This window comes from Rhizobium sp. 10PS4 (genome assembly GCF_032464805.1).
GTDB lineage: Bacteria > Pseudomonadota > Alphaproteobacteria > Rhizobiales > Rhizobiaceae > Rhizobium > Rhizobium laguerreae.
Genome location: NZ_JAWDIW010000014.1, coordinates 177,962 through 203,162, shown reverse-complemented (window position 1 = coordinate 203,162; position 25,201 = coordinate 177,962). Strand labels below are relative to the sequence as shown.

Here is a 25,201-nt window from a genome sequence, read left to right as displayed (position 1 = left end):
AATTGCGCCCATGAAAATCAAGCTCCCGCATGCCGGCCTTCTTTTATCGGCAGCAGCGCCAGCCGGAGCCGCCGACCCGGCGCTCGGCGAGCTGCCGGTCTGGAAGCTGCAGGATCTTTATCCCTCCGCCACCTCCACCGCCTTCGTCGCCGACATGGAAAAGGCCGGCAAGGCAGCGATCGCCTTTGAAGAAAAGTGGAAGGGCACACTCACTGAGGCGGCGGCGAAGACCGGCGCTGAGGGCATCGGCGCGGCGCTGAAGGAATATGAGGCGCTAGACGACATCATCGGCCGTCTCGGCTCCTTCGCCGGCCTCACTTATTTCTCCGACACCACCAATCCGACAAACGGCAAGCTCTACGGCGACGTACAGACCAAGATCACCGAATTTTCCGGCCATCTCCTGTTCTTTGCGCTGGAACTGAACCGCATCGACGACGCGGTGCTCGACGCCTGCATGGCGAATGATCCCGCCGCCGGACATTATCGCCCTTGGCTGCTCGACCTCCGGAAGGACAAGCCCTATCAGCTCGACGACAAGCTGGAACAGCTATTCCTCGAGAAGTCGATGACATCGGCCGCCGCCTTCAACCGCCTCTTCGACGAAACCATGGCGGAACTTCGCTACGACATCGATGGCGAGAAAGTGCCGCTCGAAGTCGCGCTGAACAAGCTGCAGGAAAAGGATCCGGAAGTGCGCCGCAAGGCAGCCATGGCGCTCGCCGAAACCTTCAAGGCGAATATCCGCACCTTCACGCTGATCACCAACACGCTTGCCAAGGATAAGGAGATCGCCGACCGCTGGCGCGGCTTCGAAGACATCGCCGACAGCCGCCACCTGGCAAACCGCGTCGAGCGCGAGGTCGTCGATGCGCTGGCCGCAGCCGTCCGCGAAGCCTATCCCCGCCTTTCGCATCGCTATTACAAGATGAAGGCGAAATGGCTCGGCATGGAGCAGATGAATTTCTGGGACCGCAACGCGCCGCTTCCGGAAACCTCCACCGCCATCATCTCCTGGCCGGAGGCGAAGGACACGGTGCTTTCGGCCTATGGCAATTTTGCCCCCGAAATGGCTAATATCGCCAGGCGGTTCTTCGACGAACAGTGGATCGATGCTCCGGTTCGTGCCGGCAAGGCGCCCGGCGCCTTCGCCCATCCGACGGTTCCCTCCGCCCATCCCTATGTGCTCGTCAATTATATGGGCAAGCCGCGCGATGTGATGACCCTTGCCCATGAACTCGGGCACGGCGTGCATCAGGTTCTCGCCGGCGCACAAGGGGCGCTGATGTGCCAGACGCCGCTGACGCTTGCCGAAACCGCTTCCGTCTTCGGCGAGATGCTGACCTTCCGCGCCCTTCTGCAAAAGACCACCGATACGCGCGAACGTAAGGCGATGCTCGCCCAGAAGGTCGAGGACATGATCAACACGGTCGTGCGCCAGATCGCCTTCTACGAATTCGAGCGCAAGCTGCACACCGCCCGCAAGGCCGGCGAACTCACAGCTGACGACATCGGGGAGCTCTGGCTCTCCGTCCAGTCGGAGAGCCTTGGGCCGGCGATCAGCATTTCCGAGGGATACGAGACCTATTGGGCCTACATCCCACACTTCATCCACTCGCCCTTCTATGTCTACGCCTATGCCTTCGGCGATTGCCTGGTGAATTCGCTCTATGCCGTCTACCAGAAGGCCGAGAAGGGCTTCCAGGAGAAGTATTTCGAACTGCTGAGGGCCGGCGGCACCAAGCATCACTCGGAACTGCTGAAGCCTTTCGGCCTCGACGCCACCGATCCGTCGTTCTGGAGCCAGGGCCTGGCGATGATCGAAGGGCTGATCGACGAACTGGAAGCGTTGGATAGGGGCTGACGCCCCGGCCATGACTTGAAAGAACGAACGCTATGATGGGACCGTTGTTACGCTTGATACATTGACCGCATTCTGCAATGTCCACGAGGACCCATGACGGCAGCCCACTCTCCCTCATTCTTGTGCTCGTCACAGGAATCCAGCGCGCCCAAGTCCTTGGGCGCCGGAGACTGTTTATCTGTCGGACATGAGTCATTCACCGCGCCGACGCGAGGTGGCTGGATTCCTGTGACGAGCACAGGAATGAGGGAGGTGGGTGTTACTGCGGTCTCGGCCTACCGCAGCAAAACCACGAGTTTCGCATCGCCCGGCATCGCAGACGCGACCGTCGGATAACCAAGCAATATGCCGCAACCATGTCTGACCCCTACATTCTCTTCCGCGACGACACATCAGGACAGGTGATGCTTTTCGCCGAGCCGGCAGAGATCATCGTTGCCAGGACGCGCGCCGAGTTCTTTACAGGCCTTGCCCGGATGGAGCAGGCCAAGGCCGCAGGCAAATGGCTTGCCGGCTACATGACCTATGAGGCCGGATACCTCTTCGAGGAAAAGCTTGCCCCCTTCGCCGGGGAACATCGCGAAACCCCGCTCATCTGTTTCGGCGTGTTCGACACTCCGCAGGCCGATACGCATCCGCTTGCCCAACCAAAACAGCGCCTCGAAAACGAGGAATTCCTCACCGCTCCGAAAGCTGCCTGGAATTTCCCCATATATAAAGAGCGCTTCGACCGTCTCCACCAGCACCTGCGGCTTGGCGACGCCTATCAGGCAAACCTCACCATGCCGGTCGAGGCTCGCTGGAACGGCGATCCCCGCGCCGCCTTCTGGTCGCTGATCGAACGCCAGCCGGTCAAATACGGCGCGCTGGTCGATCTCGGCGGCCCGATCATCCTTTCGCGTTCGCCCGAACTTTTCTTCCGCACCGACGAAAAGGGCTGGATCGAGACCCATCCGATGAAAGGCACGGCAAAACGCGGCGCTACCGCCGCCGAGGATGCCGAAATCATCGAAGCCATGCGCCGCGATATCAAGACGCAGGCGGAAAACCGCATGATCGTCGATCTCCTGCGCAACGATATCTCCCGCATCACCGAAGTCGGCACGCTCGACGTCCCGAAGCTCTTCGACATCGAGACCTATCCAACCGTCCACCAGATGGTGAGCCATGTCCAGGCAAGGCTCCGCCCCGATCTTTCGATCCGCGACATCTTCTCCGCGCTCTTTCCCTGCGGTTCGATCACCGGCGCGCCGAAGATGCGGGCAATGGAAATCCTCCATGCGCTCGAGGATGTCCCGCGCGACGCCTATTGCGGCGCGATCGGCATGATCTCGCCCACCGGCGCCATGCGTTTTTCCGTCGCCATCCGCACGATCACGCTTTTTAACGGCGGTAGGGCCGTCTTCAATGTCGGCGGCGGCATCGTCTTCGATTCGACCGCCGAGGCCGAATATGAGGAATGCCTGCTCAAGGCCCGCTTCGCTGTCGGCGACCAATGGATTGCGCGATGATCGATTTTTCGCTGATCGAGACGCTGCGCTGGCAGCCCGGCGAGGGCTTCATCCGGCTGCGGCTGCATCTCGCCCGGCTTTCCCGCTCCGCCCGTCGCCTTGGCTTCCCGCAACCGATCGAGGCGGCGGCCAAGCTCGACGAAGCCGTTGCAGGTGCTGCCGGTCCGCGGCGCATCCGCCTGACCTTCGACGCGCAAGGCCACATCGAAGTGACGAGCGCCGCTTTCGTGCCGCTCGCGCCCGATACCATCTGGACCGTCCGCCTCGCCGAGACCCGCCTGAATTCCGCCGACAGGCTGCTGCGCGTCAAGACCACGCGCCGTGCCGTCTACGAGGCTGCACGCGCCGAATATAGGCCTGATGAGGCCGATGAGGTCATGCTTTTGAACGAACGTGGCGAAGTCTGCGAGGGCACCATCACCTCGATCTTCCTGGACGACGGAACCGGCATCCTGCGCACCCCGCCGATTTCCTGCGGCCTGCTCGCCGGCGTGCTGCGCACCGAACTCATCTGCCGGCGACAGGCCCGCGTCGGCCGTATCACGCTTGCCGATCTCGATGCCGGCACGCTTTATATCGGCAATTCGCTGCGCGGTCTTATCCTCGCAAACCTCGTCAGGAGCTGACCATGTTCATTCTCTCGCTCACCTATGTGAAACCCAACGATGAAGCCGACAGGCACATGGAGCCGCACATGGCCTGGGTGAAGGAGGGTTATGCCAAGGGCTGGTTCCTCGCCTCAGGCCGTAAGGTACCGCGCACCGGCGGCGTCATCCTCGCAATCGGCGATCGCACCGCAATCGAGACCTATGTCGCCGCCGATCCCTTCATCATCCATGGCGTTGCCGAATACGATATCGCCGAGCTTGCCGTAACGACTGCGGTCGAAGGACTGGAAATCCTGAAGCGCTGAATTAGCAGGAGCCGATCATGGATGATCTCGCAGCCCATCTGAAAGAGCTCGAAGAAAAACTCTTCGACCCGTCCGTTCGCGCCTCGCGGGAGATGCTGACGACGCTGCTCTCGCGCGATTTCCGTGAAATCGGCAGTTCCGGACGGCTCTATACCTTCGACGTCATTGTGCCCAGTCTTTTGGCCGAACAACGGACGGGAACGTCCCGCGGCGAGCATTTCGAAACCCAAAGACTTGCGGAGCACATCGCGCTCGTCACCTACCGCGCCATTTACACAGACACCGACGGAAGCGAAAGGCGGACGCTGCGCAGTTCCATCTGGCGGCTGGAAGAGGATGGGCACTGGCGCATGCTCTTCCACCAGGGCACCGTCATCGGTTAATCCAATCCATCGGGCTGCCGATCCCCAGGATGGCTTCGCCGGCCTCTATCGCCGCTCGATATTTGGCCTTTCCCCCTCAACGCTCTTTATTGTGACGCCGTTTTATGGTTAGAGCCGGTCACCTCGCACTCTCTGCGGCAATTTCAAAACAATTCTTCGGGCTGAACGCCTTCGTCCTCTTCCACAGGAGAAAAGAATGACGGAACAGAACTATCCGGTATATGCCGAAATTACCGGTCCGATCGTGATGATCGGCTTTGGCTCCATTGGTCGCGGCACCCTGCCTCTGATCGAGCGCCATTTCAAATTCGACAAGAGCCGGATGGTCGTCATCGACCCTCGTGAAGAACCCTCCGACATGGAGATCCTGAAGAAGCACGGCGTTCGCCACATCAAGGAATATGTCACCAAGGACAATTACAAGGAACTGCTGAAGCCGCTGCTGACGGAAGGCGAGGGCCAGGGTTTCTGCGTCAACCTTTCGGTCGACACCTCCTCGCTCGACATCATCAAGCTCTGCCGCAAGCTCGACGTTCCCTATATCGACACCGTCGTCGAGCCTTGGCTCGGCTTCTATTTCGACAAGAGCATGAGCAATGCCGACCGCACCAACTATGCGCTACGCGAAACCATGCGCAAGGAAAAGGCGAAGAATCCGGGCGGCGCCACCGCCGTCTCCACATGCGGCGCCAATCCCGGCATGGTCTCCTGGTTCGTCAAGCAGGCGCTCGTCAACCTCGCCAACGACATCGGCCTCAAGTTCGAGGAACCGGACCAGCACGATCGCGAAGGCTGGGCAAAGCTGATGAAGAAGCTCGGCGTCAAGGGCGTCCACATCGCCGAGCGCGACACCCAGCGCACCAAGCACCCGAAGCCGCTCAACGTCTTCTGGAACACCTGGTCCGTCGAAGGCTTCATCTCTGAAGGCCTGCAGCCGGCCGAACTCGGCTGGGGCACACATGAAGAATGGATGCCGAAGAACGCCAAGAAGCACAAGAAGGGCAACAAGGCGGCAATCTACCTGGAACAGCCGGGCGCCAACACCCGCGTGCGCACCTGGTGCCCGACGCCTGGTCCGCAATATGGCTTCCTCGTCACCCACAACGAGTCGATCTCGATCGCCGACTTTTTCACGGTCCGCGACAAGGACGGCGAAGTGACCTTCCGCCCCACCTGCCACTATGCCTACCACCCGGCCAACGACGCCGTTCTCTCGCTGCATGAGATGTTCGGCAATGGCGGCACGCCGCAGCCGGTCCATCACGTTCTCGACGAGGACGAGCTGGAGGACGGCATCGACGAACTCGGCGTCCTGCTCTACGGCCATGAGAAGAATGCCTATTGGTATGGCTCACGCCTGTCGCTGGAAGAAACCCGCCGCATCGCGCCCTACCAGAACGCCACCGGCCTGCAGGTCACATCCGCCGTCCTCGCCGGCATGGTCTGGGCGCTGGAAAACCCGAATGCCGGCATCGTCGAAGCCGACGAGATCGATTACAAGCGCTGCCTCGAAGTGCAGATGCCTTATCTCGGCCCGGTCGAAGGCCACTACACCGACTGGACCCCGCTCGACGGCCGTCCGGGCCTCTTCCCGGAGGATATCGACACCAAGGATCCGTGGCAGTTCAGGAACATTCTCGTTCGCTGAGATCGCCTGCACGGCTTTGACAATGCCCGCCGCAAGGCGGGCATTTTTGTAACGCCGGCTGTATAATTGCTGCCCGCCACCCCTCCAAGGCTTGCCTTCGTGCCGGGCGCGCGCCATGTTTTGCCCGAACTTGGCGGCTGTCCGCCGCGCCGATTCGCCGGGAGAAGCCTTATGAAAATCAGAACTGGTCTTGTTCTTGTCGGTGCAGCGGCCGCTCTTGCCGCCTGCGTTTCATCGGAGCCGCGTCGTTTGCCGGTTGCAACCTCGCCCGCCGCCACCGGTGTCGAAGGCAACTGGAGCGATCCGAACGGCATCGTTTCCACCTTCCAGGGCGGTAGTTTCACCACCCGCACGACCGACAGCAACCAGCTTCTTGCCTCGGGCACCTATATCAACACCTCACCGACCCTGGTGGAGATCAACATGACCTCGCTGGTGCGCAAGACCCAGTCCAAGGTCAATTGCGCGCTCGTCAACCCGAGCCAGCTCAATTGCACCTCCGATTCCGGCGCACAGTTCACGCTTTCCCGCCGCGGCTGAAAGATGCGGCGATAGGCCAGGCATACCATGCGTGCCTTCGCGTCTTATCTCGTCCTGCTGCTCGCCATGCCGCTTGCGGCACTTGCGGTCGTTTCGCCGGCCAATGAATATCGCGCCCAGGGCATCGCCGCTCACGATTGCGACGATCCGCTGCAGGTACTGATGTCAGCCGTGCTAGCAGTCCTGATCTATGGTGCAGGCGCGCTCCTTGCCTATGGGCCGGCCGGCGCTTTCATCGCCTCGTTTCCCTTCTCTGCTTGATCAGCGCGCTCGCCACGGTTCCGAATATTGCGGAGGCCGTGCACGAACTCTATCGAAACACCGCCGACGGCGAATGCCTGGGATAGGAACCCGGCTTTTTTACCCTGTCCCCTTGGAAACCGTCCCGCCTGGCCCAGCTTTCTCTTGCGGTCGTGCATCGTCTGATGGAACATCCGCAGGCCGGGAAACCGCCCCGGCGCATAATGAAAGGGATCGGCGAGGGATCAGGGGGATCTTTCGCCTCAATCAGGAGAACAGGGATGACGAAGTCTTTCAGCTTCGGTCTTTTGACCGCGTCCATGCTGGCGCTGAGCACGGGCGCCGCCTTTGCGGATTACGAACTCAATATTCTTCATATCAACGATTTCCATTCGCGCATCGAATCGATCAACAAGTTCGACTCCACCTGCTCGGCCGAAGAGGAAGGCAAGAAGGAATGCTTCGGGGGTGCTGCCCGCCTGAAGATCGCGATCGATCAGCGCCGCCAGGCGCTATCCGGCAAGAACGTCCTCCTCTTGAATGCCGGCGACAATTTCCAGGGCTCGCTCTTCTACACGACCTACAAGGGAGCAGCCGAAGCCGAGTTCCTGAACCTGATGAAATTCGACGCCATGACCGTCGGCAATCATGAATTCGACGACAGCGAGGACGGGCTTGCTACCTTCCTCGACAAGGTGCAGTTCCCTGTCGTGACGGCGAACGTCAAGGCGACGACCGCCTCCAAGCTCGGCGACCGCATCAAGCCGTCGCTGGTGCTCGATGTCGCCGGCCAGAAGATCGGTATCGTCGGCGCCGTCACCAATGATACGGCAGAGCTTTCCTCCCCCGGCCCGAACGTTACGATTGAAGATGACGTTCAGACCATCACAGCGGCCGTTCAGAATCTGAAGGGCCAGGGTGTCAACAAGATCATCGCGCTCACCCATGTCGGTTACCCCCGCGATCTCGCCCTGATCGCCAAGATCCCGGATGTCGACATCGTCGTCGGCGGCCATTCCCACAGCCTGCTCTCGAATACCGATCCGAAGGCTGAAGGCCCCTACCCGACGATGGTCGACAATCCCGGCGGCTACAAGGTGCCGGTCGTCCAGGCTGCCTCCTACAGCAAGTATCTCGGCGATCTCGTCGTCAATTTCGACGATAGCGGCGTGGTCAAGGATGCCAAGGGCGATCCGATCCTGATCGATTCCACCTTCACGCCCGATCCTGCCGTCATTGCCCGCATTGCCGAACTGGCAAAGCCGATCGAGGAACTGCGCAAGAAGGTGATCGGCTCTTCCGAAAGCCCGATCGAAGGCGACCGCAAGGTCTGCCGCGTCAAGGAATGCTCGATGGGCAATCTGGTGGCCGACGCCATACTCGACCGCACCAAGAACCAGGGCGTCACCATCGCCGTTCAGAACGGCGGCGGCCTGCGTGCTTCAATCGACGGCGGCGAGGTCACCCAGGGCGAGGTCATCACCGTCCTGCCTTTTCAGAACACGCTCGCTACGTTTGAGACGACTGGCGCAGATGTCGTCAAAGCGCTGGAAAACGGCGTCAGCCAGATCGACCAGGGTGCCGGGCGGTTCCCGCAGGTCGCCGGGCTGAAATTCTCCTTCGACCAGTCGAAGCCTGTCGGCAGCCGCGTCAGCGATGTCCAGGTGAAGGAAGGCGACAATTTCGCTCCGATCGACCCTGCCAAGACCTACAAAGTCGCCACCAACAACTTCATGCGGGCCGGCGGCGATGGCTATTCGATCTTTAAGGAAGGCAAGAACGCCTATGATTACGGTCCGGACCTTGCCGACGTGACCGCCGAATATGTCGCCGCGCATTCGCCCTACAAGCCCTATACGGATGGCCGCGTCACCGAACTGGCGCAGGCAGCGCCTGCTCCCTCCGCTTCCGAGCCGGCGCCTGCCGCACCGGCTGCTCCTGCTCCATCCACCGAGCCGGCTCCCGCACCCGCTGCACCGGCCCCAGCAGCACCGGCCCCCGCGCCGGCGGCACCTGCAGAACCGGCTCCTGCTGCACCAGCACCAGCAGCACCCGCACCCACGGCGGAACCGGCACCGGCAGCCTCCACACCTGCCGCGACGACGCCTTCGACGCACGTCATCGCCGCGGGCGACACCTTCTGGGATCTCGCCGTGACCTTCTATGGCGACGGCACGCTGTGGCGGAAGCTTTCGGATGCCAATGGCAAGCCGAACCCGCGTCACCTGACGGTCGGCAAGGAGATCGAGGTCCCCGCCAAGTAAGACGATTTGTCTCGATGCCACTGGCCGGTCCGGGGTTTCCCGGGCCGGCTTTTCTTTCTATAGGGTGAACCACGGTCTCCAGGCTGCGTATGAGCCGATGGGACAAAAGAGCGTTGGGGCCAGAATGACAGCAGATATCTCACTCCGCCCAGCCGACCATCCGACCGTCAAATTTGGTAAGGTCGGTGTGCTGCTGGTCAATCTCGGCACGCCTGACGGCACCGATTATACCTCGATGCGCCGCTACCTCAGGGAATTCCTGACCGATCGCCGCGTCATCGAATGGTCGCCCTGGAAATGGTATCCGATCCTCTTCGGCATCGTGCTCAACACCCGCCCGCAGAAGGTCGGCAAGGCCTATGAGCTGATCTGGAACAAAGAGAGGAACGAAAGTTATCTGCGCACCTACACCCGCAATCAGTCGGAACTGATGGCTGAGCGGCTGCAGGATCTTGATAACGTCAAGGTCGATTGGGCGATGCGCTACGGCACACCGTCGATCGCCTCGCGCATCGACGCGTTGAAAGAAGAAGGCTGCGACCGTATCGTGCTCTTCCCGCTCTATCCGCAATATGCGGCGGCGACGACCGCCACCGTCAACGACAAGGCCTTCCAGAAGCTGCTCTCGATGCGCTGGCAGCCGGCGCTGCGCACCGTTCCCGATTACCACGACGACGAGACCTATATCGAGGCGCTCGCCACGTCCGTCGAAAGGCATCTTTCGACCCTCGACTGGAAGCCCGAGATGCTGCTGGCCTCCTTCCACGGCATACCGATGTCCTATTTCAAGCAGGGCGATCCCTATTACTGTCAATGCCAGAAGACCGGCCGGCTGCTGCGCGAGCGGCTCAGGCTCACCAAAGAAAACTTCATGGTCACCTTCCAGTCCCGCTTCGGGCCGGAGGAATGGCTGCAGCCCTATACCGACAAGACCGTGGAGAAGCTTGCCAGGGACGGCGTCAAGCGCATCGCCGTCATCAATCCCGGCTTCGTCTCCGACTGTCTCGAGACGCTGGAGGAGATCGCCGAACAGGCCGCCCATTCCTTCCACGAGAATGGCGGCGAGAAGTTCGCGCATATTCCCTGCCTAAACGACGGCGAGGACGGCATGAAAGTGCTGGAAAAGGTCGTCCGCCGCGAATTGCAGGGCTGGGTCTGAGAAACTTTTTCAGCAAGCGGCGCCGCGCGGATAGCTGGCGAAGGCCCGAATAACTCAACCGAGATGAAACCTCCCTCTCATGCGGATGTGTGGCATCCGTGTGGCATTTCTTCCTCGCAAAGAACATGCTACCCCACCACATCAGTTGGGCAGGCGCGCACGCGCCGATAGGAGGAATTCTTCATGCTGTTCGGCGGCTTCGACATCGTCGTGATCGTGCTGGTCATCTTCGTCATCCTGGTGCTCTTTGCCGGGATCAAGACCGTGCCGCAGGGCTACCGCTATACGATCGAGCGCTTCGGACGTTATACCCGCACGCTGGAGCCGGGCCTCAACCTCATCACCCCTTTCATCGAGCGCGTCGGCGCCAAGTTGAACGTGATGGAGCAGGTGCTGAACGTGCCGACCCAGGAAGTAATCACCAAGGATAATGCCTCGGTTTCGGCCGATGCCGTTTCCTTCTATCAGGTGCTGAACGCCGCCCAGGCTGCCTATCAGGTCTCCAACCTCGAAAACGCCATCCTCAATCTCACCATGACCAACATCCGCTCGGTCATGGGTTCGATGGATCTGGATGAACTGCTCTCCAACCGCGATGCGATCAACGACCGGTTGCTGCGCGTCGTCGACGAGGCCGTGCATCCCTGGGGCATCAAGGTCACCCGCGTCGAAATCAAGGATATCCAACCGCCGCGTGACCTCGTCGATGCGATGGCCCGTCAGATGAAGGCCGAGCGCGAGAAACGCGCCCAGGTGCTGGAAGCCGAAGGCTCGCGCAATGCGCAAATCCTCAGAGCCGAAGGCGCCAAGCAATCCGCCATTCTCCAAGCCGAAGGCCAGCGCGAAGCCGCCTTCCGCAATGCTGAAGCCCGCGAACGCCTGGCCGAGGCCGAAGCCAAGGCGACGAAGATGGTCTCTGAAGCGATTGCCGCCGGCGACATTCAGGCGATCAACTATTTCGTCGCCCAGAAATACACCGAGGCGCTCACCTCGATCGGTTCGGCGCCCAATTCCAAGGTCGTGATGATGCCGATGGAAGCCTCTTCCATCCTGAGCTCGCTCGCTGGTATCGGCGCCATTGCCCGCGAGGTCTTCGGCGATGCCGGCAACAGCCCGTCGACGCCGCTGCCGGTACCGCCGCGTCCGCGCCCCACACCGGCGCGCTCGACGCCTCCGATCAATCCGTCGACCCCCAATCCTTTCAATCCCGAGCAGGAGCGCTAAGCCATGCTGGCGAAGATCGTCGCCGAACTCGGTCCGTGGAGCTGGTGGGTCGCGGGCCTCGTGCTGCTCGCCGCGGAAATGATCGTTCCCGGCTTCTTCCTGGTCTGGATCGGCCTTGCCGCCTTGATCGTCGGCGCGCTGTCGCTGCTCTTCTGGGACAGCGCCTTCTGGGTCTGGGAGTTACAGGCGATCCTTTTTGCGCTTCTCGCCGTTGCCACGACCTTCGCCGGCCGCCGGCTGACGCTGCGCAACGCCACAACCGACGAGCCCTTCCTCAATCAGCGCGGCGCCAGCCTCGTCGGCCGCACAGCGACGCTGCACGAACCGATCCGTGAGGGCCGCGGCCGAATCCGACTCGACGATACGCTATGGCAGGTGATGGGACCTGACCTGCCCGTGGGAACGCAGGTGAAGGTGGTTTCGAGCAACGGCCGCGACCTGACGGTGGAACCCGTCTGATCAAACGAGCCTGATCAGGCGACGCCGATCCGCAGCAGGTCGTGGAAATGCACCAGCCCGACCGGCCGGCGGTCGTCGTCGATGACGATCAGCGCGCCGATGTGATGCTGGTTGAGCAGCGCCAGGGCGGCGGTCGCCAGCACTGTCGGCCTCACCGTCTTCGGCGTCCGCGTCATGATGTCGTCGACGGCAAGTTCAGAGAGATTGCGCGTCAGGTTGCGCGCCATGTCGCCTTCGGTGACGATGCCGCAGAGCCGCCCATCCTCATCAAGCACGCCGACGCAGCCGAAGTGCTTGCGCGACAGCACCGTGATCGCCTCCGGCATCGGTGTACCCTTGGCAACGAGCGGCAGCCGCTCGCCGGTGTGCATGACGTCGGCGACATGCATCAGGCTCGCGCCCAGCCTGCCGCCGGGGTGGAAGACGTGGAAATCCGTGGCGGTAAAGCCGCGCGCCTCCAAAAGCGCCACCGCCAGCGCGTCGCCGATTGCAAGCTGCATCAGCGTCGAGGTCGTCGGCGCCAGCCCATTGGGGCAGGCCTCCTGTTCGTTCGGCATCAGAAGGACAATATCGGCGGCAGCCGCGAGCGAGGAACCTTCGCTGCAGGTGATCGCGATCAGCGGAATGGAGAAGCGCCGCGTGAAGGAAATGATGCTCTTGAGCTCGGCGCTCTCGCCGCCTTTGGAAATCGCCAGCACGACGTCGTCGCGCGCGATCATCCCGAGATCGCCGTGATTGGCCTCCGCCGCATGTACGAAAAAGGCGGGCGTCCCGGTTGACGCGAATGTCGCCGCGAGCTTGGCGCCGATATGCCCGCTCTTGCCGACGCCGGTGACGATAACGCGGCCGGAGATGTCGCCGATGACTTCGACGGCCCGTGTGAAAGGACCGGCCAATCCATTGTCAAAAGCCTGTTCGAGCGCTTCAAGACCGCGTCTTTCGGTCTCTATCGTGCGTTTTGCCGATTCGAGCACGCTGTTTTCAACGAGGTTGATCGCTCTTCTGTTCATGAAATTGCGTTAGACCTTTTCACTTTCCAAGTCCACCCCACACGATTTCCGACCCGCACTCTTTCCGATCCCCCACTCTTTCCGAATTGTGAACAGCGCCCGCCGCCGGCAACGAATGGTTAACCACAAGGCTTTACCTTTGGGTAAGAACCGAAAGCATGTCAGGCGCGAATTGCATGGGCCAGCCAAAACAGACGAGCAGTGTGACGCCGCTCCGCGCCATGAGCTGTGCCGTCTCTTTTGCCGTGCTCGGTGGCCTGTTTCTCAGCCAGCCGGCAGCCTTCGCGCAGTCCGCCTCGCCGCAGCCGGCAAACAGCCGCTCCGCCGCCTCTCAGGATAACCGCGCCGCCAACAATGCCGCATCCGCCGCCGGTTTCGATGACGAGACCGGCGATACCGCCACGCCTGCGGCAAACGGCACGGCTGCGAATGCGGAGGATGCCCAGCAGCGGCCCGCCATACCGGATGCGCAAGCCGGCGACGACATTACCGGTTCCATCCTCGACGAAGAGATACGCCGGCTGAACACCCGTGAAGCGTCGGTCGACGAGGCGCTGCCGCGCCGCAGGGCTGCCGAAAGCGCCTCGACGGCAGAAACGCCGGGAATTCCGATCGGCACTTTTGTGCTCCGCCCGAGCGTCACCCAGAGCATCAACACCGAGACCACCAAGGACGGCAATACCAGGCAGCGGCGCGCCTTTCTCGAAACGGATGCGGCAGCGACACTGACTTCCGACTGGGGTCGGCACCAGCTGACCGTTACCTCGGAAGGCGCCTGGCAGAGGAATATCAGCGGCGAGGGCGAGGAGCAGCCTTCCTTTAAAGTCAACGGCGATCTCAGGCTGGATCTTCCCGACGATACGACCGCGCGCCTGACCGCTGGCTATAATTTCTACCGTGAGGATACGGACGATCCCGACGCCATCGCCGACGCCGCACAGCAGTCGGACGTGCAGGAATTTTCGGCCGGCGCCTCCGTCCAACGCGATTTTGGCATCCTGCGCGGCACGACGGCACTTGCGCTGACACGCTCGATCTATTCGGACGCTAAACTTTCGAACGGCACGACCGTCTCCCTCAGCGACCGCAATCAGACGACGGGCACGTTGCGTGGCCGTGTCGGCTACGAACTGTCCCCCGCGCTCATCCCCTTCATCGAGGCCAACATCGGCCGCACGGTCTATGACGAAACGCAAGATTCCGCCGGTTACGAGCGTTCCGGCCATAGCTATGGCGCCAAGGCAGGCGTCGAGGTCGATCTCGGCGAAAAGCTGAAGGGTGAAGTCGGTGTCGGCTACGAGATGGCGGATTTCGAAGACAGCCGCCTGTCCTCGATCGATACCGCCACGCTTGATGCGAGCCTGCTCTGGTCGCCGATCCGCGGCACCGATGTCAATCTCGACCTGCAGACAAGCATCCAGCCCTCGACCACGGCAGGCGAAAGCGGCTACGTCTCGCACGCGCTGACGACGACAGTCACCCACCAGCTGCGCGACAACCTGGTCGGGACGATGATCGGCGGGGTCATATGGCGCGATTATCCCACGGACAGCACCATCAACGACGAGCTCGTCTATACCGCCGCGACCGGCCTGACCTGGAACATCAACCGCTATCTCGATCTCACCAGCACGCTCGGCTACGAGCTGACGACGCGCAAGGAAGGCACCGATTCGCAGCAATGGCGCGCCGGCGTCGGTCTCAAGCTGAAACGCTAAGAATGTCGGAAAATAGAGCGCCGCGCATCCGTTAGGACACGCGGCGCTCTATCGCGTTGAATCTACGACTTATTTCAGGCCGGCCAGCAGTTCCCTGAAGCCGCCTTCGACGGAGGGGCGGATATCGGCGCGTTCGAGGGCGAAGGCGACGTTCGCCAGGATGAAGCCGTCCTTGGCGCCGCAGTCGTAAGTCGCGCCGCGGAAGTGGTAACCGGCGAAATCCTGTTCCTTCAGCAGCTTCAGCATGCCGTCGGTGAGCTGGATCTCGTTTCCGGCGCCGCGCTCCTGGGTTTCGAGGATCTTGAAGATCTCAGGCTGCAGGATATAGCGGCCGTTGATGAAGAAGTTGGACGGTGCTGTTCCCTTGGCGGGCTTTTCCACCATGCCGGTGATGCGGAAGCCGTCGCCGATCGCCTCGCCGACGCCGACGATGCCGTATTTATGCGCCTGGTCCGGCGCGCATTCCTCGACGGCGATGATATTGCCGCCGCTCTGGGCATAGAGGTCGATCATGCCCTTCATGCAGCCCTTGTCGCCCTTCATGATCATATCGGGCAGCAGCAGTGCGAAGGGTTCGTCGCCGACGATCTCGCGGGCGCACCATACGGCGTGGCCGAGGCCGAGAGGCTCCTGCTGGCGAGTGAAGCTCACCGTGCCGGCCTTCGGCAATTGCTGGGCGAGAAGGGTAATCTCCGCCTTCTTGGCGCGTTCGCGCAGCGTCTGTTCCAGCTCGAAATGGATGTCGAAATAATCTTCGATGACGTGCTTGTTGCGTCCGGTGACGAAGACGAGATGTTCGATCCCGGCTTCGATCGCCTCATCGACGACATATTGAATGATTGGCTTGTCGACGACGGTCAACATTTCCTTCGGAACAGCCTTTGTCGCCGGCAGGAATCGCGTTCCCAACCCGGCAACCGGAAATACTGCTTTACGAACTTTGTTGTGTTGAGCCACACCCGGCCTCCTGCTTCGATCATATCGCTTTGGAAATAGAGCTTTTTAGCTTTAACTAGTATAGAATTGCTACTGTTTTGCAAATGGTGACCGCAGCGGGCCGCCATGGTAAAGAATTTGTTGACTCCGTTCCTGTAGTCTCGGGTGTGGGCGGACGTGATGCCCCGCTGCACCAGAAACTAAAGATGACGGATACGACTGTCGATGACCCAGAATCACAAAAACTCCCTTCGTGGTCTTGCTCTCGCCCTCGTTGTCGCCGTCCAGGTGACACTGGTCCCCGACAACGCGCAAGCTGATTCCCGCTTCCAGAAATGGATCGCGGATTTTTACCAGACTGCCGCTCAGAGTGGCATCAGTAAGGCAACCTATCAAAAGGCCTTTTCCGGGGTGAGCGAGCCCGATCCGACCGTGCTCGAAAAGGCGACCTACCAGCCGGAATTCACCTCGAAGATTTGGGACTATGTCGATAGTCGCGTCAATCCCTATACGGTCAAGATCGGCCGCGAGATGGCCGCCAAGCACGCAAGAACGCTCGCTGCGATCGAGCAGCGCTTCGGCGTCGACAAGACCATACTGCTGGCCATCTGGTCGATGGAATCGAATTACGGCGCGGTCCTCGACAAGGACGACCGGCTGCACTACGTGCCGCGCGCCCTGGCAACGCTTGCCTATGCCGATCCGAGCCGTGCCAAATTCGCCAAGAAACAGCTGGTCGCCGCGCTGAAGATCCTGCAGAACGGCGATGTGCCGGCACGCGAGATGACCGGCTCCTGGGCCGGCGCCATGGGCCACACCCAGTTCATTCCGACAAGCTACCTGCTTTATGCCATCGATGCCGACGGCAACGGCCATCGCGATATCTGGAACTCGATCCCCGACGCGCTGGCGACCTCGGCCAATCTCCTGATGAAGAACGGCTGGGATACCGGCAAGACCTGGGGCTACGAGGTCGTCGTTCCCGCTGCAGTCGCCAAGCAGGCCGGCAAGACCCATACATTGGCCCAATGGGCAGCCCTCGGCCTGACACGCCCGAACGGCAAGGCCTTCCGCGAGAGCGCTACCAAAGCCGTGTTGAAAATGCCGGCCGGGCCCAGTGGCCCGGGCTTCCTGATGACCGCCAACTTCTTCACCATCAAGAACTACAATGCCTCGGATAGCTACGCGCTTGCCGTCGGCCTGCTGGCCGACCAGATCGCCGGCTACGGCGGCATGCAGCAGCGCTGGCCGCGCCCGAACGGCGCACTCGACATCACTGAGAAATTCGAGTTGCAGACGCGTCTCAAGACGCTCGGCTATTACAGTGGCGAGGTCGACGGCAATTTCGGCTCAGGTTCGAAGGCGGCGATATCAGCCGTGCAGTCGCGCATCGGCATGCAGCCCGACGGCGAGCCCTCCTTGCCGCTTCTGAACGCGCTGCGCCGCTAGAACACGACACCGAAAAGTAAGCGCTGATTGGAAGCGGCGGAACCGTGACCTACATAAAGCGGGAGTGGACGCTGGCCTGCCCTGCGTGCAAGATGCCGGCAGATGCGGAACTGCCTATGACGAAGAAAACTGATCGGACCCGTAAAATCCGTTGGCTCGTGCTCGCCTTGGCGGCGGCTTCGCTATGCCTTGGCGTCTCTGCGCCCGTGCATGTCGCCGAAGCCCAGGAGCAGCGCTATCAGCGTAGGTCGATCTTCGATTTCTTCCTTGGCCGGCGCTATCTCGACGACGGCCCGCAAGCCCCTGACGTTCAGCAGCCGAGACGCCAGCAGCGCAAACGCCCGCCGGCGCAGAAAGCCATCGTCAATACCCGTACTGCACCGCCGGTCCGCGCTCCCGTTGAGGAGGAGCCGGCCGTCCAGAAGCTTGGCGACGCCCGAAAGATCCTGATCGTCGGCGATTTCCTGGCCAGCGGCCTCGGCGACGGCCTCACCGCCGCCTTCGAGACCTCGCCGGGTGTCGTCGTCGAAGCCCGCGGCAACGTCTCATCGGGTCTTGTCCGCGACGATTATTACGACTGGCCGGAACAGCTGCCGAAGATGATCGACGAGCTGAAGCCGGCAATGGTCGTCGTCATGATCGGCGCCAACGATCGCCAGCAGATGGTGACCGACACCGCCAAGGAAAAATTCCGCACCGATGGCTGGTTCAGCGAATACCGCCGCCGCGTGCTTTCCTTCGGCAAGGAGGTCACCGACCGCAAGATCCCGCTGCTCTGGGTCGGTCTTCCCGCCTTCGAATCCGATCAGATGAGGGCCGATGCCGTCCAGATGAACCAGCTCTACCGCAACCAGGTCGAAAGCATCGGTGGTGAATTCGTCGATATCTGGGATGGTTTCGTCGACGAAAACGGCAACTTCATCGTCACCGGTTCGGATGTGAACGGCCAGCAGGTGCGCCTGCGCACCTCCGATGGCATCAACCTGACCCAAGCCGGCCGACGCAAGCTCGCCTTCTATGTGGAAAAACCGGCGCGGCGTCTTCTCGGTACGCAGGCAAGTCCCGATCTGGTCCGCCTCGACTCCAGCAATCTGCCCGGCCTCGGCCTTCCCGCCAATCCGGTCGAACATACCGTGCCGATCAGCCTCTCCGATCCCAATCTCGACGGCGGTGGCGAGCTGCTCGGCGCCAGGCCGCCGCCTGTGGCTTTGACGCGGTCGCCGCGCGACCTCCTCGTCGAGCAGGGCGAAATGACGGCGGCGCCTCCCGGCCGCGTCGATGATTACCGCCTGCCGGTGGCAAAAGCGCCGGCCGAAGTCTCGGTCAAGTGAAAAGACCGCGCGAGGCTGCTCGCCGCTTCGAGGACGTCGCTCCCGCGTCCTGTCAAACACACGGCGCTATAAAAAACTCCGCCAGAGGGGCGGAGTTCATGTCTTCGGAAAAGTATCGGCGGCAGACGGTCAGTTCGGCAGGACGGTCGAGCCCATCAATTCCTCGTCGATGGCGCGCGCCGCCTGGCGGCCTTCACGGATCGCCCAGACCACCAGCGATTGACCGCGGCGCACGTCGCCGGCCGTCCAGAACTTGTCGACCGAAGTCTTGTAGTCGCGGTCGTTGGCGACAACGTTGGTCGAACCGCGCTTGTCGGTGTTGAGCGTCAGCTTGCCCTCGAGCTCCTTCAGTACGCTGCCGGTGAACGGCCCGCGGAAGCCGATGGCGATGAAGGCGAGATCGGCCCGGATGACGAATTCCGTGCCTGGAACCGGCCGCCGGCGTTCGTCGACCTCGCAGCACTTGACGCCGGTCAGCACACCGTCTTCGCCGACGAATTCAAGTGTCGCCACCTGAAATTCGCGCACAACACCCTCGGCCTGTGAGGAGGAGGTTCGCATCTTCGTCGCCCAGAAGGGCCAGACGGCAAGCTTGTCTTCCTTCTCCGGCGGCTGCGGCCGGATGTCGAGCTGGGTGACCTTGACGGCTCCCTGGCGGAACGCCGTGCCGACGCAGTCCGAAGCCGTATCGCCGCCGCCGACGACGACGATATGTTTGGCGCCGGCAAGGATCGGGTCCGACGGCCAGCCGACGCTGTCGATGTTCTCGCGCCCGACGCGGCGGTTCTGCTGCACGAGATAGGGCATCGCATCATGCACGCCCGCAAGGTCGGTGCCCGGAATGCCCGCCTCGCGCGGCGTCTCGGAGCCGCCGCAGTAAAGCACGGCGTCGTGATCGGCGAGCAGCTGCTCGACTTTGACGTCGACGCCGACATTGACGCCGCAATGGAAGGTGACGCCCTCGCCCTTCATCTGCTCGACGCGGCGGTCGATGAAGTTCTTCTCCATTTTGAAATCGGGAATGCCGTAACGCAGCAGTCCGCCCGGCTTGGTCTCGCGCTCATAGAGATGCACTTCGTGACCGGCGCGGCCGAGCTGCTGGGCGGCCGCCATGCCGGCAGGCCCGGAGCCGATGACGGCGACCTTCTTGCCGGTATGGACCGTGGCCGGCTGCGGCCGGATGAAGCCGAGCTCATAGGCCTTGTCGGCAATCGCCTGTTCGACCGTCTTGATGGCAACAGGTGCATCTTCGAGGTTCAGCGTGCAGGCTTCCTCGCAGGGTGCGGGGCAGACGCGGCCGGTGAACTCGGGGAAATTGTTAGTCGAATGCAGGTTCTGAATCGCCGCTTCCCAGTTATTGTTGTAAACGAGGTCGTTCCAATCGGGAATCTGGTTGTGAACAGGGCAGCCGGTCGGGCCGTGGCAATAGGGGATGCCACAATCCATGCAGCGCGCGGCCTGTTTCTGCACTTCCGGGTCCGACATCGGGATCGTGAACTCGCGGAAATGACGGATACGATCCGACGCCGGCTGGTACTTCGCCACCTGCCGGTCGATTTCCAGAAACCCTGTTACCTTACCCATATCTTCGTCCCTTACCCTCATGACCGCCTCACCGCAGCCAATCTGTCTATCGTCAGTCCCGGTACCCGGGGCAAGTTGCTTGTCTTGACCGTCATTGGACCATATCCCCTGAAAGACATCCGGGCGATCTGGACAGCTTTCGCCGTCGGTATGATCGTCACGGGTCATCGAGATATTTTCGTCATCCGTCACCTGCAGTCGTCAGGTGACGGATGTCCGGTGCAATTCATTCCGCGGCGATACCCATCCGGCTGCGCTCCATTTCCTCGAGCGCACGCCGGTATTCGACCGGCATGACCTTGCGGAATTTCGGGCGGTAATCGGCCCAGTTGTCGAGGATCTCAGTGGCGCGCGCCGAGCCCGTATAATGCAGATGGTTGGAGATCAGCTGGTAAAGGCGCTCCTCGTCATGGCGCGTCATGTCGCCGGAGACGTCGACGCGCCCCTTGTGCATGAGATCACCGCCGTGATGATGCAGCTTCTCCAGCATATCATCCTCCTCGGGCACCGGCTCAAGCTCCACCATTGCCATGTTGCAGCGGCTGGCGAAATCACCGGTTTCATCGAGCACGTAGGCGACACCGCCGGACATGCCGGCCGCGAAGTTGCGGCCCGTGGCGCCGAGCACGACGACGACGCCGCCGGTCATATATTCGCAGCCATGGTCGCCGACACCCTCGACGATGGCAATCGCGCCCGAATTGCGCACGGCGAAACGTTCGCCCGCCACACCACGGAAGTAGCATTCGCCCTCCGTCGCACCATAAAGCACGGTGTTGCCGACGATGATCGAGTCCTCGGCCACGATCCTCGAATTCTCCGGCGGCCGGATGATGATCTTGCCGCCCGAAAGGCCCTTGCCGACATAGTCGTTACCGTCGCCGATCAGGTTGAAGGTGACGCCGCGCGCCAGGAAGGCGCCGAAGCTCTGCCCCGCCGTGCCGCGAAGCGTCACATTGATCGTGTCTTCCTTCAGCCCGCGATGGCGGAAGCGCTTGGCGACCTCGCCGGAAAGCATCGCTCCCACCGAACGGTCGACGTTCTTGATGCCGACCTCGAAGGCGACGGGCGTCTTGGCCGTCAGTGCCGGCTGAGCCTGCTCGATCAGCACGCGGTCGAGAATGTCGTCGATCGGGTGCTTCTGCCGGCTCGTCCAGAAGGTCTCTTCCTTGGGAGCGTCGACCTTGTGGAAGATGCGGCTGAAGTCGAGGCCCTTCGCCTTCCAGTGGTTCAGCATCTCGTCCTTCTCCAGCAGCTCCGAAGCGCCGATGATCTCGTCGAGCCGGGTGAAGCCCAGTGAGGCGAGGATTTCGCGCACTTCGTTGGCGACGAAGAAGAAGTAGTTGATGACGTGCTCCGGCGCGCCCTTGAAGCGCTTGCGCAGCACCGGATCCTGAGTCGCCACGCCCACCGGACAGGTGTTGAGATGGCACTTGCGCATCATGATGCAGCCGGCGGCAATCAGCGGCGCGGTGGCAAAGCCGAACTCGTCGGCTCCAAGCAGCGCTCCGATGATAACGTCGCGGCCGGTCTTCAGGCCGCCATCCACCTGCAGGGCGACGCGCGAACGCAATCCGTTCAGCACCAGCGTCTGCTGGGTCTCGGCAAGGCCGATTTCCCAGGGGCTGCCGGCATGTTTGAGCGAGGTCAGCGGCGACGCACCCGTGCCGCCGTCGAAGCCGGCGACCGTAATATGGTCCGCGCGCGCCTTGGCGACGCCGGCAGCGACCGTGCCAACGCCGACTTCCGAGACCAGCTTGACCGAAACATCGGCAGTCGGGTTGACGTTCTTCAGATCGTAGATCAGCTGCGCCAGATCTTCGATCGAATAGATGTCGTGGTGCGGCGGTGGCGAGATCAAGCCGACGCCCGGTGTCGAGTGGCGGGTCTTGGCAACCGTCGCGTCAACCTTGTGACCCGGCAGCTGGCCGCCTTCGCCAGGCTTGGCGCCCTGCGCCACCTTGATCTGCAACACGTCGGCATTGACGAGATATTCGGTGGTCACCCCGAAGCGGCCCGAGGCGATCTGCTTGATCGCCGAACGTTCCGGGTTCATCGAACCATTGGCCAGCGGTATATAACGGTCGGATTCTTCGCCGCCCTCGCCGGTGTTCGACTTGCCGCCGATCCGGTTCATGGCGATCGCCAGCGTCGTATGCGCCTCCCTGGAAATCGAGCCGAAGGACATCGCCCCCGTCGAGAAACGCTTGACGATATCGGCCGCCGGCTCGACCTCGTCGATCGATACCGGCTTGCGGCCGAGCGCCTCGGCGCTCTTCATCTTGAAGAGCCCGCGGATCGTGTTCATGCGCAGCGCCGAATTGTTCACCATATCGGCGAATTCGCGGTAGCGGTCTTCGGCATTGCCGCGCACGGCATGCTGAAGGGCGGCAACCGCATCCGGCGTCCAGGCATGGCTTTCGCCGCGCATGCGGTAGGCATATTCGCCGCCGATGTCGAGTGTCGTGGCAAGAAGCGGATCCGTGCCGAAGGCCGCGTTATGGCGGGCGACGGTTTCTGCGGCGATCGCCTCGAGGCCGACGCCTTCGATCATCGTCGCGGTTCCGAAGAAATACTTGTCGATCAGTTCCGACTGCAGGCCAATCGCATCGAAGATCTGCGCGCCGCAATAGGACTGGTAGGTCGAGATGCCCATCTTCGACATGACCTTGAGGATGCCTTTGCCGACCGCCTTGATGTAGCGGTAGACGATTTCGGAAGCATCCACTTCCTTCGGGAATTCGCCCTTGGCATGCATGTCGAGCAGCGTGTCGAAGGCGAGATAGGGGTTGATCGCCTCGGCGCCATAGCCGGCGAGCAAGCAGAAATGATGGACTTCGCGCGGCTCTCCGGTCTCGACGACGAGACCGACCGAGGTGCGCAGCCCCTTGCGGATCAGGTGATGGTGCACGGCTGCCGTCGCCAGCAGTGCCGGAATGGCGATCCGGTCCGGCCCGATCTGGCGGTCGGAGAGCACGATGATGTTGTAGCCGCCCTTGACGGCCGCTTCCGCGCGCTCGCAGAGCCGGTCGAGCATCTCGGGCATGCCTTCGGCGCCACGCTCGATATCATAGGTGAAATCGAGCGTCTTGGTGTCGAAACGGTCTTCCGTATGGCCGATCGAGCGGATCTTCTCGAGATCGCCATTGGTTAGGATCGGCTGACGAACCTCGAGCCGCTTGGCGTTCGCCGCCCCCTCATGATCGAGAATGTTCGGCCGCGGCCCGATGAAGGAAACCAGGCTCATGACCAGTTCCTCGCGGATCGGGTCGATCGGCGGATTGGTCACCTGCGCGAAGTTCTGCTTGAAATAGGTGTAGAGCAGCTTCGGCTTTTCCGACATCGCCGAGATCGGCGTATCCGTGCCCATCGAGCCGATCGCTTCCTGACCCGTCGTCGCCATCGGCGACATCAGGATGCGTGTATCCTCGAGCGTGTAGCCGAAAGCCTGCTGGCGGTCGAGCAGCGACACGTCACGGCGCAGTGCCCGCGGCTCCACCGGCTTCAGGTCTTCGAGGATGAGCTGGGTGCGGTTGAGCCAGCTGCGATAGGGATGGGCTGTCGCAAGCTGCGACTTCACCTCGTCGTCGGAGATGATGCGGCCTTCTTCCATATCGATCAGCAGCATCTTGCCCGGCTGCAGGCGCCACTTCTGGATGATCTTTTCCTCCGGAACCGGCAGCACGCCGGCTTCGGACGCCATGATGACGCGGTCGTCATCGGTGACGAGGTAGCGCGCCGGCCGCAGTCCGTTGCGGTCGAGCGTCGCGCCGATCTGCTTGCCGTCGGTGAAGGCGACAGCAGCCGGCCCGTCCCAGGGCTCCATCAGTGCCGCATGATATTCGTAGAAAGCCTTGCGTTCGGCCGCCATCGACTGGTTGCCGGCCCAGGCTTCCGGGATCAGCATCATTACCGCATGCGCCAGCGAATAACCGCCGCGCACCAGGAATTCGAGCGCATTGTCGAAACAGGCCGTGTCCGACTGCCCCTCGTAGGAGATCGGCCAGAGCTTGGAGATGTCCTCGCCGAACAGCGGCGAGGAGACCGACGCCTGGCGCGCCGCCATCCAGTTGACGTTGCCGCGCAGCGTATTGATCTCGCCGTTATGGGCGACCATGCGGTAAGGATGCGCAAGCTTCCACGACGGGAAGGTGTTGGTCGAGAAGCGCTGGTGCACCAGGGCGACCGCGCTTTCGAAACGCGGATCCGACAGGTCCTTGTAATAGACGCCGACCTGATAGGCCAGGAACATGCCCTTGTAGACCACCGTCGTCGACGACAGCGACACCGGATAGAAATTGCTCTCCTCGCCGTCGAACTCGTCATAGATACGGTTGGAGATCACCTTGCGCAGCGTGAACAGCCGGCGCTCGAACTCGTCGTTGTTTTCGGCATCCTCGCCGGCGCCGATGAAGACCTGCACATGATGCGGCTCGGTTGCAGCAATAGCCGGCGCCTTGGAGAGCGAGGAATTGTCGACGGGCACGTCGCGAAAGCCGATGAAGACCTGACCTTCCTCGGTGATGACGTCCTTGATCACTTTCTTGAAGTGCTCGATCTGCTTTTCATCGCGCGGCATGAAGATATGGCCGACGCCATATTCGCCGACCGGCGGCAGGGTGATACCCTGCTCGGCCATCTCCTCGCGGAAGAAACGGTCGGGGATCTGCACCAGGATGCCGGCGCCGTCACCCATCAGCGGATCGGCGCCGACGGCACCGCGATGCGTCAGGTTCTCGAGGATGAACAGGCCATCCTTGACGATCTGGTGCGACTTATCACCCTTCATATGGGCGACGAAGCCGACGCCGCAGGCATCATGTTCGTTGCGCGGATCGTAGAGGCCTTGTTTCTTCGGCAGGCCGGAGACGGATTTGGACATATTGGCCGTCGCGCGCAGCTCTGCAGCAGCAAACCGGTCAACTTCCATGGATGGCGTCTTCGTCATCATCTTTCCTCCTGTCGAAG

Annotated in this window: 18 protein-coding genes and 1 pseudogene; 15 read left to right on the top strand and 4 right to left on the bottom strand. The window is 61.9% G+C overall.

Annotated elements, in window-relative coordinates; translation table 11 throughout:
* The first annotated feature begins 10 nt into the window (after positions 1-10).
* The 12 genes and pseudogenes from RWJ89_RS26000 to RWJ89_RS25940 all read left to right on the top strand — a co-directional run bounded on the left by RWJ89_RS26000 (position 11) and on the right by RWJ89_RS25940 (position 12,205).
* Positions 11-1,864, top strand: a complete 1,854-nt coding sequence (locus RWJ89_RS26000) for a M3 family oligoendopeptidase (protein ID WP_316031672.1) — start codon at positions 11-13, stop codon at positions 1,862-1,864.
* Between the two features lie 356 nt (positions 1,865-2,220).
* A complete protein-coding gene (locus RWJ89_RS25990; RefSeq protein ID WP_316031671.1) occupies positions 2,221-3,375 on the top strand; it encodes an aminodeoxychorismate synthase component I in 1,155 nt (384 codons plus the stop codon).
* Positions 3,372-4,001: an aminotransferase class IV family protein gene (locus tag RWJ89_RS25985; protein ID WP_316031670.1), complete on the top strand. Its 630-nt coding sequence runs from the start codon at positions 3,372-3,374 to the stop codon at positions 3,999-4,001. Before RWJ89_RS25990 ends, RWJ89_RS25985 begins: the two co-directional genes overlap by 4 nt.
* Positions 4,002-4,003: 2 nt before the next feature.
* Entirely contained in the window at positions 4,004-4,288 is a 285-nt protein-coding gene (locus RWJ89_RS25980; protein WP_316031669.1) for a YciI family protein, read from the top strand.
* Between the two features lie 17 nt (positions 4,289-4,305).
* Positions 4,306-4,671 (top strand): nuclear transport factor 2 family protein, encoded by a 366-nt coding sequence (locus RWJ89_RS25975; RefSeq protein WP_011653484.1) that lies wholly within the window; start codon positions 4,306-4,308, stop codon positions 4,669-4,671.
* A gap of 196 nt (positions 4,672-4,867) precedes the next feature.
* Positions 4,868-6,319 carry a homospermidine synthase gene (locus tag RWJ89_RS25970; RefSeq protein ID WP_094087431.1) on the top strand — a complete coding sequence of 484 codons (1,452 nt, stop codon included), beginning with the start codon at positions 4,868-4,870 and terminating at the stop codon, positions 6,317-6,319.
* A gap of 171 nt (positions 6,320-6,490) precedes the next feature.
* Positions 6,491-6,859 (top strand): outer membrane lipoprotein Omp10, encoded by a 369-nt coding sequence (gene omp10 / locus RWJ89_RS25965; protein WP_017962069.1) that lies wholly within the window; start codon positions 6,491-6,493, stop codon positions 6,857-6,859.
* A 27-nt stretch (positions 6,860-6,886) separates the two neighbouring features.
* A pseudogene (locus tag RWJ89_RS25960) lies at positions 6,887-7,206 on the top strand (hypothetical protein).
* A gap of 174 nt (positions 7,207-7,380) precedes the next feature.
* A complete protein-coding gene (locus RWJ89_RS25955) occupies positions 7,381-9,363 on the top strand; it encodes a bifunctional metallophosphatase/5'-nucleotidase (protein ID WP_168322427.1) in 1,983 nt (660 codons plus the stop codon).
* A 124-nt stretch (positions 9,364-9,487) separates the two neighbouring features.
* Positions 9,488-10,522, top strand: a complete 1,035-nt coding sequence (gene hemH / locus RWJ89_RS25950) for a ferrochelatase (RefSeq protein WP_316031668.1) — start codon at positions 9,488-9,490, stop codon at positions 10,520-10,522.
* Positions 10,523-10,705: 183 nt separating this feature from the next.
* Entirely contained in the window at positions 10,706-11,746 is a 1,041-nt protein-coding gene (locus RWJ89_RS25945) for an SPFH domain-containing protein (protein WP_221946889.1), read from the top strand.
* A gap of 3 nt (positions 11,747-11,749) precedes the next feature.
* On the top strand, positions 11,750-12,205 hold the full coding sequence (locus tag RWJ89_RS25940) for an NfeD family protein (RefSeq protein WP_003542867.1): 456 nt from the start codon (positions 11,750-11,752) through the stop codon (positions 12,203-12,205).
* Positions 12,206-12,219: 14 nt separating this feature from the next.
* Here the strand turns inward: RWJ89_RS25940 and RWJ89_RS25935 are convergent, their stop codons facing one another.
* Complete coding sequence (locus RWJ89_RS25935) at positions 12,220-13,215, bottom strand: KpsF/GutQ family sugar-phosphate isomerase (protein WP_316031667.1); 996 nt, start codon at positions 13,213-13,215, stop codon at positions 12,220-12,222.
* 176 nt (positions 13,216-13,391) lie between these two features.
* On the opposite strand from RWJ89_RS25935, the gene RWJ89_RS25930 reads away from it, so the two are divergent.
* Positions 13,392-14,933, top strand: a complete 1,542-nt coding sequence (locus tag RWJ89_RS25930; protein WP_316031666.1) for an outer membrane beta-barrel protein — start codon at positions 13,392-13,394, stop codon at positions 14,931-14,933.
* A 69-nt stretch (positions 14,934-15,002) separates the two neighbouring features.
* Here the strand turns inward: RWJ89_RS25930 and galU are convergent, their stop codons facing one another.
* Positions 15,003-15,890, bottom strand: a complete 888-nt coding sequence (galU, locus tag RWJ89_RS25925; RefSeq protein ID WP_003542870.1) for a UTP--glucose-1-phosphate uridylyltransferase GalU — start codon at positions 15,888-15,890, stop codon at positions 15,003-15,005.
* Positions 15,891-16,094: 204 nt separating this feature from the next.
* On the opposite strand from galU, the gene RWJ89_RS25920 reads away from it, so the two are divergent.
* Positions 16,095-17,318, top strand: coding sequence for a lytic murein transglycosylase (locus RWJ89_RS25920; RefSeq protein WP_221946886.1), 1,224 nt, complete (start codon positions 16,095-16,097; stop codon positions 17,316-17,318).
* 92 nt (positions 17,319-17,410) lie between these two features.
* A complete protein-coding gene (locus tag RWJ89_RS25915) occupies positions 17,411-18,649 on the top strand; it encodes an SGNH/GDSL hydrolase family protein (protein ID WP_316031688.1) in 1,239 nt (412 codons plus the stop codon).
* Between the two features lie 129 nt (positions 18,650-18,778).
* Here RWJ89_RS25915 and RWJ89_RS25910 read toward each other — a convergent pair whose 3' ends face one another.
* Both RWJ89_RS25910 and gltB read right to left on the bottom strand, forming a co-directional pair.
* On the bottom strand, positions 18,779-20,233 hold the full coding sequence (locus RWJ89_RS25910) for a glutamate synthase subunit beta (RefSeq protein ID WP_168322422.1): 1,455 nt from the start codon (positions 20,231-20,233) through the stop codon (positions 18,779-18,781).
* A gap of 226 nt (positions 20,234-20,459) precedes the next feature.
* Positions 20,460-25,184, bottom strand: coding sequence for a glutamate synthase large subunit (gltB, locus tag RWJ89_RS25905; RefSeq protein WP_316031665.1), 4,725 nt, complete (start codon positions 25,182-25,184; stop codon positions 20,460-20,462).
* Between the last annotated feature and the right edge of the window lie 17 nt (positions 25,185-25,201).